This window comes from Tissierellales bacterium, from assembly GCA_025210965.1.
Classification (GTDB): Bacteria; Bacillota; Clostridia; order Tissierellales; family JAOAQY01; genus JAOAQY01.
Genome location: JAOAQY010000108.1, coordinates 20,887 through 33,271, shown reverse-complemented (window position 1 = coordinate 33,271; position 12,385 = coordinate 20,887). Strand labels below are relative to the sequence as shown.

The window sequence follows — 12,385 nt, the reverse complement described above, 5'->3', positions numbered from 1 at the left end:
GTCAAGTCTTTTTTATTCTATTTCCAATCCCATACATATAGAACTATAAAATTTGCCTTCAACAATAAAATCTCTCGATATAATTCCTTCTTCTATAAAACCTAGCTTTTTATAAAGTTCTATTCCTTTAAGATTATCTTCTCTAACCCTAAGATTTATCTTTTTTATCACATCATTTTTTTTAGCCCAATCTATTAAATATTCTATTAATAATCTCCCAATTCCATTTCCCCAATATTCTTTAAGTACACTAACTCCAAATTCACCAGTATGTTTGATTCTCGTTCTTCCTCCACCTGAAAAATTTAAATTTCCAGCTATTTTCCCATCAACCTCTGCTATTATAAACAGGCTATTATCGGATTTCAATATGCTTTCCAAGTAGCTCTCTTCGTTCTCTACACTTACATTGAATTCATTTTCTCCAAATGTCAAAAAATCAGATTCTCCACCTATTTTATTAACATAATCTATTATATTTTTGGCATCAGATATATCAGCTTTTCTTATAATCAAACTATCTAAATTGAATTCCATTTTCTTTCCACCTCGCTTTTTTACATATAATCTTATTCAATTCACTATGTATTGTCAATAATCAAATTATTTACTAGGTTTTGATGTATTATTTTGAGGGTATTTAAGATATGTATCTAAAATAATATACTTAAAGGAGTGGTTATATGCCTTATGAATGTAAAGTAGTAGAAAAAGAAGCTCAAAGTGTACTATCTATAAGAACTAGAAGTGCAGTTAAAGATCTGCCCGAAGTTCTTGGCAAAGCTTATGGTAAAATTTTTAATTATATAACTCAGCTTCACGAAGAACCATCAGGACCTCCATTTGTAGCATATTATAATATGGATATGGATGATTTGGATATTGAAATTGGCTTTCCAGTAAACATTCCATTGCCCCCTAGCCAAGATATAAAATGTAATGAAATATTAGCAGGTGACTATTTAGAAACAATGTATACAGGAGCTTACAACAATATTGAAGCAGCTTATAATGACTTGATGAAATATATGGATGATAATAATTTGCAGTGGGATGGTGTTTCTTATGAGTTTTATTTAAACGACCCTGCTGAAACTCCTCCCGAAGAACTTCAAACTGACATACTTATATCCCTTAAATAATCAAAAAGAAACATCGAATATGATAATTTTCGATGTTTCTTTTTTTATTTTCAAAATTGTTGACAGGCGTCATTCTTTTTATGTCTAATTTCATGTTACATTATCTCTGCTAGCAATAAGAAAAGGAGAAATTTTTATGAATAATTTTTTATCATCACTAATAGGTGTATTTATTTCTATAATGATTCTTTTTAATGGAACATTATCTAAACATATTGGTAATTCGACTACAACTGTTATATTTCATTTGCTTGGATGTTCTATACTTCTTGTAATAATGATTATCTCGAAGTCTAAAATTAATTTAAAGAAAAAATTCCCAATCTATCTTTTGTTATCTGGTGCTATAGGTATTTTGCCCATATATTTCAACAACATTGGTTTTGCAGTTCTTGGATTATCTATTCCGATTGCACTAAGCCTTTTGGGTCAATCTATAACTTCGATAATAATAGATCATTTTGGATTATTTGAAATGGAAATTATCAGATTTGATAGGAGAAAAATCGTTGGATTGATAATAATAAGTTTTGGCATAATTATAATGACTGTTTTTTAAGGAGGTATTTTATGATTTTATTTGCTATAATTGTTTCACTACTAGCTGGAGTATTTATCGTTCTATCTAGAATCTTAGGCGCAACTTTATCTATGCATACAGGATTGATACAAGGTTCTTTCATCCATTATTCAATGGGACTTTTAACATCTATACTCTTTTTTATATTTTCTATTCCTTCAATTGGAAATATAAAAAGCGAACTTCCTTTAGTTCCAATTTGGGCATATTTTGGTGGTGCAGCAGGTATATTTGTCGTTTTGCTATCAAATTATATTACACACAAGATTTCTGCATTTTACCTTACTCTTCTAATATTTATTGGACAAATATTTTCTGGCAGTTTAATAGATTACTTCACTTTAAATGAGTTCTCTATAGGCAAAATAATAGGAGGTCTATTAGTATTATTTGGTCTAACCTATAATCTATGGATTGATAGAATAAATGAAAAGCTTGCTACTAATTAGCAAGCTTTTCTCTTTCTCTATTTTGAATAATAGTAGCAAAAATTATAAATCCAATCCCCACTGCATGAAATACAGTAAATGGTTCTCCTAAAACTATTATTCCTAAAACCAATGCAGTTACTGGATCTAAGTAACTCATAACACCAACTGTTTGTATTTTTACTTTGGGAATATTGCCGAAATAAAGTGCATACGGTATAGCTGTGTGTACTATTCCTATCAACAGGATAAAAATAAAATCTTTAGTATCACTTACAACTAACATCTGTCTTCCATAAACCAATGGCAGCAATATCAGACAAGCTATCCCCATCTGCAAAAGTGTTTTATTTATAGAATCTAAATCTTCTATTTGCTTATTTAGTACCATTACTATGGCATAAAACACAGCTGCAGTTAATCCATAAATAATTCCCACTATACTTCCACTCCCAGTATGTGAACTATCATTTTGCAATAATATTAAAACTAGACCACTGATTGCTATAAGTATTGAAACCACTTCTTTACCACTGATTTTTTCTCTTAAAAATACTATTCCCAAAATTACTGCTACTATAGGCGCCATATAATAGCTCAAAATAGCATTCGTTATACTAGTGTATTTAAATGCCTCAAATAGAAGTATCCAATTAATTCCTAGAGCTATTCCTGAAAAAATTAATATAATTATGTCTTTTTTCCTAACTTTTCCTATCCTATTTTTAAGAAAAAATTTTAATAATATAAAAGTAATTGTTGCAACCAGTGCTCTGACAAATGCTATTTCAATCGCTGGAAGTTTTATATTTTTTACAAACAAACCTAAACTTCCCCATAACACCATTGAAAAAACAATAGCAAATTTTTCTTTCATAAAAACTACACCACCTCAAATATTTTAATTTGAATATTTTAACACAGAACTATAATCACATCAAGTTTTGATATATATTTATCCATTTATCATTATATTATCTCTTCCTCCTCTTTTTGCTTTGTATAGTCTATTGTCCGCGCCCTCTATAATTTCTTCAATAGATGAACTATCACCACTTATTTCAGAAGCATCATATACTCCTGCACTAAACGTAAAACAAATATCTTTATCAGAATATCTAAAACAACTTTGCCTAACTCTATTTAATATTCGTTCTACTACCATTGCTGCTTTAGATGTTTTCGTATTTGGAAATACAACTATAAATTCCTCCCCGCCGTAACGACCTAACAAATCATAATCTCTAATCATATTTTGTATCAATTTAGTAAACTCTTTTAGTACATGATCCCCGCCTATATGACCATAATTATCATTTATCTTCTTAAAATAATCTATATCTATTATTGCTACCGAAAAATTATTGCCTGTTCGTTTATACTCTGAATACATTTTTCTCAATCGGTCAAATATATATCTCCTGTTGTAAATACCAGTAAGTCCATCTCTTATGGCCATTTCTTCTATTTGATTTTGTAGTTTTTTCTTCTCTGTTATGTCTGTATGTGTTCCAAACATCTCTATTGGTTTTCCATCTTCACTCCACTTCATAACTCGTCCTCTATCTAGTATCCAAATCCAATTTCCATTTTTATGTTTCATTCTTCCCTCAAAATCATAGTTTGGAGTTTCACCTCTAAAATGTTTTTGTAAAAGCTCATTTGACCTCTTTAAATCTTCTTTATTTGCATATTTTATCCAAGTCTCTATAGTTATTGGCTCAAGCTCTTCAAGCGTATAGCCTATAATTTCTGCCCATCTTTCATTGAATCTCACAGTTCCATTTGGGATATTCCACTCCCATGTTCCCATGTGAGTTCCCTCTATTATGTGTTCTAATCTCTGCTTTTGAATTTCTAATTCTTTATTCAATTTTATCTCTTCGCTTATATCATTCATTACTGTCAAAATTTTCTTTATTCCTTCAACTTCAATTATTTCTCCCGAAAATATACCTACAAGTTCTTGTTTTTCTTTTACCAAAAATTCTAGCCGCGCATTTTTGATTGTTTTTCTTCGCTTAATTAAACCTATTAATCTAAAATCAGAACCATCTAGTGAAGTTATACCTATTTCTTTTGGAGTTTTTCCTATAACATCATCTCTTTTGTAATGCATTTTTGATAAAAATGCCTGATTTACATCAAGAAACACTTCTCTTTCATAATCGTTTATTGCCATGGGCTCTGGATTATAATCAAACAATATCTTAAATTGATTTAATGCTAACTTTAGATTGTCTTGATACATTTTTTTTTCATAGACAGTTGAAATTATTCCCGATATTATTTTAAGCATTTCAAATTCTTTTTCTATCCATTTTCTGTTTTTAAAACACTCATCAAACCCTATAAAACCTTTGTATTTTTTATTTATATATATAGGATATATAACTAGTGATTTTATATTTTGGTTATTTAAAAACTCCCTTAAATCTTCGTCAAGATTGTCTATCTCCTCATAGCATAACATTCCTTTTTCTATTAATTCTTCTCTCCAATTTGGAAATTGTTTATAACCTATATTTTGCAACTTATATATCTCAGATTCTACTCCATTTGCACACCATTCATAAGTATTGCTTGTAGTTTCACCATCATCACTATCAATAAAAATATAGACCCTACTAACGGAAAAATAATTTCCAATAAGCTCAAGTGTTTCTTTAATTTGCAAATCAAATGAATCTGATGAAATAAATTTCATAGCAATCTCTGACAATATCTTTATATTCTTCATTTTCTTCATCCTCACCTCAGTTAATCTAGTTATTTTGTACCCTAATCTAGATAATTAGAACAAAAAAGATATTTGACATATGCCCAAAACATGTTATAATGTAAATATAAAGAGCATATGCCCGTAACTTATTACTTGAAAATTCATTTAGGAGGTAATTTTATGCCACGATTTGATGGAACAGGACCTATGGGACAAGGAACTATGACAGGAAGAGGACTCGGTACGTGTACAGGGAATTCAAAATCTGCTAATGAACTAGATTTTGGTTGCAGAAACGGAAGAGGATTTAAAAAAGGTAATAGATTTTGCCGTCGTAATATTTCTAATAATAACTTTAATAATCCTTTGTTATCAGAAATTAAAGAACTAAAAGGAAAAATTGAATCACTAGAAGCAAAAGTTAAATAAAAAATAGTGATAGCTCAAATAAACATTTATTTGAGCTATCACTATTTTTTAGATTTATTCATCTTTGTATTTTTGAGATATATCATAAAACTGATTACTTATATCTAAAAAAACATCTACCAATGAAGGGTCAAATTGACTATTACTTCCTTGCCTTATCATTTCGACTGCTTCTTCATGAGAAAATGCAGGTTTATAAACTCTTTTACTTATCAGCGCATCGTAAACATCCGCAATTGCCATTATTCTGCCAGCTAGTGGAATATCTGATTTTGAAAGTCCCTCTGGATAACCTTTTCCATCCCATCTTTCATGATGATATTTCGAAAATTCCATAGCATATTTTAAAAATGATTTTTCTCCTAAATTCTGCGAAGCTTCTTCCAAAACTTTTAGACCCAAGACTGTATGTTTTTTCATCTCATCAAACTCTCCACTAGTTAATCGTCCAGGTTTAAGTAAAATTTCATCTCTTATCCCAATTTTACCTATGTCATGGAGTGGAGCTGAACTATAATATTTTTCAATTACATCTTTTGTAATAAACTCTTTATATTCATTCAATGTGCTCAATTTTGTTGCCATAACTTTCACATAATTTTTAGTGCGCTTTATATGTCCGCCAGTTTCTGGATCCCTATATTCTGCCAAGGTAGCAAAGGCATCTATCATAGCTTCCTGAGTCAATTCAATCTCTCTAGTTCTCTCCTTAACACGCTCTTCTAATATTTCATTTTGATTCAAAAGTTCTTTTCTAGCTCTCTCAAGTAACAGATGAGTTTTGACTCTTGCTTGCACTTCTATACTCTCAAAGGGTTTTGTTATATAATCCACTGCTCCAGCTTCAAATCCTTTTGCCTTGCTTCCAACATCTGTAATAGCAGTTAAAAATATTATTGGTATATCTCTCGTTGTCTCATCTTTTTTAAGTTTCTTACAAACTGTATAACCATCCAAATCCGGCATCATTATGTCCAATAAAATCAAATCAGGTTTTTCGAGTTCAACACACTCTAATGCAGAACTTCCATCCATGGCCACTGACAGTTCATACTTATCCTCCAATGTTTCAACTAAAATATCTATATTCATTTCAGTATCATCTACTATCAGTACTTTACAATCTGTCAAAGTTTTTTCCATACTATGCCTCCCTTAGTTTTTCTTCCAATTGATCACATAGAACAAGAGCATCTTTGTATCTATAGCGCTCTAACATATTACCTAATTTACTAACATCTTCTGCCATATATTCTGGCCAAATAAATGATTTGCACTTTTTAGCAAACTCTTTGCATTCCCTAGTCTTCCTTTTTTCAATAAATATTCTATATCTTGAAATCAAATCATCCATTTGTTTGGCACTTCTAATATCAGAAGTTTTTTCGTCTTCAGAATCTTTTTCCATTATGTCATCTAAATCTCTTATTAACTTGTTATATACCGATTTTAACTCAGGTATCTTTTTAAATAAAGTTTTGTCATTTTTATGATCTTTCAATGTATTTTCAAAATCCAAAACCAGCTCAAAAATTCTTGTTGCTCCTATATTCCCCGTCACGCCTTTAAGCGTATGTGTCAAATATTCAGCTTTTTCATAGTCTTTTTTAACTATAGCATGCTCTATATTATCAACAGAAAATGCTTCTTCTTCTACAAACCTCTTTAGTAATCTAATATAAGTCTTTTTTTTGCCCATAACCCTATCACATCCAGCTTTTGCATCAAGTCCATCTACATGCAATAAATGCTCTAAATTACAAGGTTCTTTTAAATCTTCCAAGTTTTCATTCACCACAACTTGACTGATATTTGACCATTTTTTTATTATTTCAAATAAATGCTCTGGATTTATAGGCTTTGATAAATGATCATTCATCCCTGCTAAACTGCATTTTTCTTTATCCTCTTCCATCGCATTAGCGGTCATTGCAATAATTGGAATGTCTATTTTACCTAAATCATTTCTTATTTTTTTTGTTGCACTAATACCGTCCATAACTGGCATCTGCATATCCATTAGAACTATATCGTAGTCATTATTACTCACTTTATCTAGTGATTTTTCGCCATTTTCAGCTATATCAACTATAAAACCAAACGACTCTATAATTTCCTTTGCTACTTCTTGATTTAATTCATTATCCTCAACTAATAAAACATTTATATTTTTGGTTAAAAGTTTCGAGCTACCATCCTCTACAATCTCTTCAAACGCTCTCTCGTCTTTCTCTTTGATGCCCAACACTTCCATAGTTGATTCATATAATATAATAGGATTAACTGGTTTTACTAAAACCATCTCAAAACCTGTATTTTTAGCTTCTAATATAATTTCTTCACGTCCAAAATTTGTTACCATTATTCCTTTAGGTACACCTAATTTAGTAATTTCTTTTATTCTTTTAAATGTCTCTATACCATTTATCTCTACTAATTGAAAATCCATATATACTATATCAAACAATATTCCTTTTTCTAAATACCTCCGAACTTTCTCAACAGCTATTTCTCCAGAATCTGCAGTTTCAACAACACATCCCATATATGAAAGCATCTCTTTTAGTACGTCTCTAGAATTTTCATTATCATCTACTACAAGTACTCTGTATTTTTTCGGCATTTTTTTAAGTATATCCATCGCCTTCATTTCATAATCTTCAATAAGTTCTGCAGTAAACCAAAATACACTTCCCTTTCCATATTCAGATTTAACACCAACTTCACCGTTCATTAACTCTGCCAAATTTTTCGATATAGCAAGCCCGAGTCCTGTCCCTCCATATTTACGAGTTGTAGATGTATCTGCTTGCTGAAATGATTTAAACAAACTAGCTAAATGCTCTTTTTTGATCCCTATACCGCTATCTTCAACTTCAAATTTTATAACTTCTTTATTCTCTTTTTTTGAATATTTTCTTATTCTAATTATAATTTGTCCACTTTCTGTAAATTTTACCGCGTTATTTGTAAAATTAATTAAAATTTGACCCAATCTAAGTGGATCTCCTAAGAATGTATTTGACAAACTAGGTTCCACATCAAATACTAACTCTAGCCCCTTTTCAGAACATTTTTGTCCCACTAGTGTAGCTAGATTATCCAAAACATCACTTAACTTGAATTTAATCTTTTCAATCTCTAGTTTACCAGCTTCTATTTTTGAAAAATCAAGAATATCATTTATTATTCCCAATAAATGCTGACTTGATTTACATATCTTATCTAAATAATTTTTTTGCTTAGATGTAAGATCTGTCTTCTGCATAAGATAGCTCATTCCCATAATAGCATTCATAGGAGTTCTTATTTCATGACTCATGTTAGCGAGAAAATCTGCCTTAGCTCTCGAAGCTTCTTCTGCAATACTTTTTGCAATAACTAGCTCCTCTTCCATTTGTTTTCTCTCGCTTATGTCTATAGAAATACAGCATATTCCAACCACTTTATTGTCTTGTAACATTGGAACTTTTGTAGTTAGAAAATAAAATACATCTCCGTGATTATCTACTATCCTATCCTCAGTCGTAATGCTCTTCTTCTTTTCTACAACTAGTTCATCATTTTTTTCCAATTCCTCACAAACCTGTTTTTCAAATAACTCTTTGTCCGTTTTCCCAATGAGATCTTTTTTTTCTCGCTGAACTAGTTTTTCGCATTCACTATTTACATATGTGTATTCTCCAATTAAATTTTTGGTATATATAGCAGATTTTATATTGCTCAATAATGACTGTAAAAATTGTTCGCTTTTTTCAAGCTGATCATTCTTGTGATTTAGCTCTAGCATAAGTTCAGATCTTGTTTTTATATCAAATTGCGTTTTAATTTGCTCTATAGCCTCATCGCTAAATATATTATGACTTTCTATATCAAATCCTACATATATATTTTTTTTGCCATCAATCACTTTTGATTCAAACAAATCAAACAAATACACAAAAGGCAGGTTTTCTTCATCTCTAACTTCAATTCGAATCAAAAATTTCTTATCAGCAAAATCATTATCTATAAAAACTTCAGCATCAATTTCTTCTTGTCTTCCCAATATTTCTCTAAATAAATTTTCTATTATAGCCTCTATTTTTACAGCTAATATCTCTACATAATTTAATTTAGGTAATATTCTCCTAATTTTCAATTGAGCATTTATAAGTGAATGACTATCATATATTTTTAGCTCTCCTAATCTAATCATAAAATCCCTTCTCTACTTTCCATTTTCGCACTAAAATTTTTGTTCCACTACCAACCTTAGAATAGATATAAAATTCATCCATAATCCTTTTAATACTCGCTAATCCAAATCCTAAACTATTATTCCACGTAGTATAATTATCGCCCATAGCAATCTCTATATTTTCTATACCTGGACCTTGATCATGAGCATAAATTTCAATCCCAATGTTTTTCGAATCAATATTTTCAATCACCTTAATCTCTACAATTCCGTTCTTAGCATATCTTATGATATTAGTTGCCAATTCTGATGCTGCAGTAGCTATAAGTGTCGATTCCATTTTTTCAAAAGGAACTGATTTACATAGTTGTCTAACACAATATATGACATACTCATTGTCAGTTTCAAATAATATATCTATAGTCTTTTTGTTCAATGTTCGATATTCTTTTTGTTCAATTTTAGAATTTATAGTATTATCATCAAATTCATTTACTAGCATAGTTCTAAACTCCTTTTTCTAATAATAAAATCCCCTGTTCTACTGTCATGCTAGTTCTGATATTTGCCATAGAATCAACTAAGTCTAAATCTATCAATGACACAACTACCCCCGGTCTTAGACTCACCCACACCACGTCTGATCCCATAAGCCTTATTGCTTTTGTCATATTCATGAAAATATCATAAGAATAAGCCGTAATAACTCGTATCATAGAAAAATCAATTACTACTCCATCTACACCCTCGGAATCAACTTTATTTATTACTTCTCCGACCATAATCCCTAAATCTCTATCTGATAGATCAGCTTTTAGTGAAACTATCAATTTGTCATTGATCTTCTTCATAGAGGTATCTAATAGCATCCTTTTCATCTCCTAATAATCTATTTCGAAACCACCTTCATATCCAATATTGAAAATGCTTCCTCTAAAGCATCACTAAGTGTTGCTTTGGTGCAAATTCCATGCATATCAATGCCTAAATGTATTATAGTTTGAGCTACCGCTGGCGAAATTCCAGACATTATACACTGACAACCCATCAATTTGGTCGCATTTGTTATTTTTATTAAGTGATTTGCAACTGCCGTATCAACTGCAGCTACACCTTGAATATCTAGTATTATCACTTTTGCATATGTTTGAACAATTTTTTCTAATATACTCTCCATCATATATTGTGCTCTCACAGAATCAACTACCCCAACTACAGGTAGTACAAGTACCCCCTCCCAAAGTTTAATAGTTGGAGTAGACATCTCTCTTATGGTATGACTTTGTTCTTTGAGTCTCTGCTCGTATTTATACTGCTCAGTTATATCTAGTATAAACTCCAATCCCCCTATTACTTCCCCACTTTCATTTTTTAAAGGAACGGCATAACATTCCACCGGAACATCTCTACCATCTATCCTTATCTCACTTCTACTAGAACAAGTTTTCAGCTCTTTCATAGCTTGCTTCATACAACAATTACCGCCACAATGCGTCGAATTAAATAATTTACTACATTTTTTTCCTATAATATCATCATCATCTCTATCTAATAACTCTCTCGTTTTATCATTTATGTACAATATATCAAAATCATTGTTAACTGCCATTACCGGTGCTGGTATTTGCTCTAAAATTTGCTTTTTCAATTTTTTTTGCAATTCTTTATCAATTTTCATAAAACCCCTCCCCAATAAATAAAACACTGTATTTCGAAAAAAATTATAATCGCAATCGATTCCCTTATACCCCGATTAATATGTTATAATCATAGTAATTATACTCATAGGAGGCTGAAACATGAGCAATAAAATTATCAATATAGACTGCAAAGATAACTATAAAATAGTAGCTATAAGTGATATACATGGTCACTTTGATCATTTTAAAAAACTTATTGATAAGCTGTCTTTAAAGTCAAGTGATTATCTAATAATTATAGGTGATTTTATAAATAGAGGACCTAATAGTTACGAAACTTACTCTTTTATAAAAAATCTAAGCACTAGACCTAACACAATAATACTCAAAGGAAATCACGAATCCTTTATATACAATAGTTTAAAAGATAAAAAAAGAGCTGATGTCTTTCTAGAGCACTTTAAAGCGCCTCACTATAAAACTATCATAGATGACTTCGTACAATTATCTAATTTTGACTTTCAAAATTGTACCTCAGGTATAGCGTTCCAAAAAAATATTTTTGATCATCATTTTGAAACACTTGAATTTATAAATTCACTGCCTGTAATGGTTAATTTTGATGAATTCATATTTGTACATGGCGGATATGATCCCGCTTTCAAATTGCCAGAAGACGAGGGAAGATTCTTAAAATACGATAATTACAATAAGGTTAGTGGTATAAATAACAAAATGGTTGTAGTTGGTCACTGGCCTGCAAGTAACCTAAGACACACTATACTAACCAATCTGCCTCTTTTTAATACTCAAAAAAATATAATAACTATAGACGGTGGATTAGGCGTCAAAACATCTGGTGAATTAAATGCCTTTATAATAGAGAAAAAAAATGGTCAAATTCACTACGATTGTCTACAACAAAATGATTTTGAATTAAAAACTATAAATCGAGGGCATAAATTTAAAAAAGAAAAAACTATCATAGTTAATTATCCAAATTTTGAAGTTGAAGTCATAGAAAAAGGAGATAGAATTTCTCTTTGCAAACATAAAAAAACAAATCAATACCTGTCAGTTTTCAATTCTCTTCTAGAGAACAACGGACGTGAAACTAGCTTAAAAACTATATATGTAAACAAATTCTTCAATCTAAATCCTGGTGAAGTCGTTGAAGTTTGCAAAACTTATGATGATTGCGTTCTCATAAAGCATGACAATGAATTTGGATGGATATTAAAAGAGCAGCTATAAAGCTGCTCTT

At 30.4% G+C, this 12,385-nt stretch carries 13 protein-coding genes; 5 read left to right on the top strand and 8 right to left on the bottom strand.

Translation table 11 applies throughout. The features are described 5' to 3' along the window. Window positions 1-12 precede the first annotated feature (12 nt). Entirely contained in the window at window positions 13-537 is a 525-nt protein-coding gene (locus N4A40_08570; protein ID MCT4661899.1) for a GNAT family N-acetyltransferase, read from the bottom strand. Between the two features lie 146 nt (window positions 538-683). Here N4A40_08570 and N4A40_08565 point away from each other — a divergent pair, with 146 nt between their 5' ends. From N4A40_08565 to N4A40_08555, 3 genes are all read left to right on the top strand, one after another. Next, window positions 684-1,142: a GyrI-like domain-containing protein gene (locus tag N4A40_08565; GenBank protein ID MCT4661898.1), complete on the top strand. Its 459-nt coding sequence runs from the start codon at window positions 684-686 to the stop codon at window positions 1,140-1,142. Window positions 1,143-1,278: 136 nt separating this feature from the next. After that, a complete protein-coding gene (locus N4A40_08560; GenBank protein ID MCT4661897.1) occupies window positions 1,279-1,701 on the top strand; it encodes a DMT family transporter in 423 nt (140 codons plus the stop codon). Window positions 1,702-1,712: 11 nt separating this feature from the next. Beyond that, entirely contained in the window at window positions 1,713-2,171 is a 459-nt protein-coding gene (locus tag N4A40_08555) for a DMT family transporter (protein MCT4661896.1), read from the top strand. Here N4A40_08555 and N4A40_08550 read toward each other — a convergent pair. After that, window positions 2,164-3,027: an EamA family transporter gene (locus tag N4A40_08550; GenBank protein ID MCT4661895.1), complete on the bottom strand. Its 864-nt coding sequence runs from the start codon at window positions 3,025-3,027 to the stop codon at window positions 2,164-2,166. The two genes, N4A40_08555 and N4A40_08550, sit on opposite strands and share 8 nt — an antisense overlap. Window positions 3,028-3,105: 78 nt before the next feature. Next, window positions 3,106-4,890 (bottom strand): diguanylate cyclase, encoded by a 1,785-nt coding sequence (locus N4A40_08545; protein ID MCT4661894.1) that lies wholly within the window; start codon window positions 4,888-4,890, stop codon window positions 3,106-3,108. Between the two features lie 162 nt (window positions 4,891-5,052). Between N4A40_08545 and N4A40_08540 the strand changes: the two genes are divergently transcribed. Next, window positions 5,053-5,301, top strand: a complete 249-nt coding sequence (locus N4A40_08540) for a DUF5320 domain-containing protein (GenBank protein MCT4661893.1) — start codon at window positions 5,053-5,055, stop codon at window positions 5,299-5,301. A gap of 54 nt (window positions 5,302-5,355) precedes the next feature. On the opposite strand, the gene N4A40_08535 is transcribed toward N4A40_08540, so the two are convergent. The 5 genes from N4A40_08535 to N4A40_08515 are packed head-to-tail and all read right to left on the bottom strand — an operon-like array spanning window position 5,356 to window position 11,159. After that, a complete protein-coding gene (locus N4A40_08535) occupies window positions 5,356-6,444 on the bottom strand; it encodes a response regulator (GenBank protein MCT4661892.1) in 1,089 nt (362 codons plus the stop codon). Window position 6,445: 1 nt separating this feature from the next. Then, the gene (locus tag N4A40_08530; protein MCT4661891.1) at window positions 6,446-9,499 is read right to left on the bottom strand and encodes a response regulator; all 3,054 of its coding nucleotides are present in this window, start codon (window positions 9,497-9,499) and stop codon (window positions 6,446-6,448) included. Next, a complete protein-coding gene (locus tag N4A40_08525) occupies window positions 9,492-9,983 on the bottom strand; it encodes an ATP-binding protein (GenBank protein MCT4661890.1) in 492 nt (163 codons plus the stop codon). The genes N4A40_08530 and N4A40_08525 overlap by 8 nt, the downstream gene beginning before the upstream one ends. A 4-nt stretch (window positions 9,984-9,987) precedes the next feature. After that, entirely contained in the window at window positions 9,988-10,332 is a 345-nt protein-coding gene (locus N4A40_08520; GenBank protein MCT4661889.1) for a hypothetical protein, read from the bottom strand. A gap of 38 nt (window positions 10,333-10,370) precedes the next feature. Next, window positions 10,371-11,159 (bottom strand): PAS domain-containing protein, encoded by a 789-nt coding sequence (locus N4A40_08515; protein MCT4661888.1) that lies wholly within the window; start codon window positions 11,157-11,159, stop codon window positions 10,371-10,373. 121 nt (window positions 11,160-11,280) lie between these two features. On the opposite strand from N4A40_08515, the gene N4A40_08510 reads away from it, so the two are divergent. Then, window positions 11,281-12,375: a metallophosphoesterase gene (locus N4A40_08510; protein ID MCT4661887.1), complete on the top strand. Its 1,095-nt coding sequence runs from the start codon at window positions 11,281-11,283 to the stop codon at window positions 12,373-12,375. Window positions 12,376-12,385 lie beyond the last annotated feature (10 nt).

Excerpts from the sequence above, each read along its gene's own strand:
- N4A40_08570 (MCT4661899.1), bottom strand. The coding sequence starts at position 537 with ATGGAATTCAATTTAGATAGTTTGATTATAAGAAAAGCTGATATATCT.
- N4A40_08565 (MCT4661898.1), top strand. The coding sequence starts at position 684 with ATGCCTTATGAATGTAAAGTAGTAGAAAAAGAAGCTCAAAGTGTACTA.
- N4A40_08560 (MCT4661897.1), top strand. The coding sequence starts at position 1,279 with ATGAATAATTTTTTATCATCACTAATAGGTGTATTTATTTCTATAATG.
- N4A40_08555 (MCT4661896.1), top strand. The coding sequence starts at position 1,713 with ATGATTTTATTTGCTATAATTGTTTCACTACTAGCTGGAGTATTTATC.
- N4A40_08550 (MCT4661895.1), bottom strand. The coding sequence starts at position 3,027 with ATGAAAGAAAAATTTGCTATTGTTTTTTCAATGGTGTTATGGGGAAGT.
- N4A40_08545 (MCT4661894.1), bottom strand. The coding sequence starts at position 4,890 with ATGAAGAATATAAAGATATTGTCAGAGATTGCTATGAAATTTATTTCA.
- N4A40_08540 (MCT4661893.1), top strand. The coding sequence starts at position 5,053 with ATGCCACGATTTGATGGAACAGGACCTATGGGACAAGGAACTATGACA.
- N4A40_08535 (MCT4661892.1), bottom strand. The coding sequence starts at position 6,444 with ATGGAAAAAACTTTGACAGATTGTAAAGTACTGATAGTAGATGATACT.
- N4A40_08530 (MCT4661891.1), bottom strand. The coding sequence starts at position 9,499 with ATGATTAGATTAGGAGAGCTAAAAATATATGATAGTCATTCACTTATA.
- N4A40_08525 (MCT4661890.1), bottom strand. The coding sequence starts at position 9,983 with ATGCTAGTAAATGAATTTGATGATAATACTATAAATTCTAAAATTGAA.
- N4A40_08520 (MCT4661889.1), bottom strand. The coding sequence starts at position 10,332 with ATGAAGAAGATCAATGACAAATTGATAGTTTCACTAAAAGCTGATCTA.
- N4A40_08515 (MCT4661888.1), bottom strand. The coding sequence starts at position 11,159 with ATGAAAATTGATAAAGAATTGCAAAAAAAATTGAAAAAGCAAATTTTA.
- N4A40_08510 (MCT4661887.1), top strand. The coding sequence starts at position 11,281 with ATGAGCAATAAAATTATCAATATAGACTGCAAAGATAACTATAAAATA.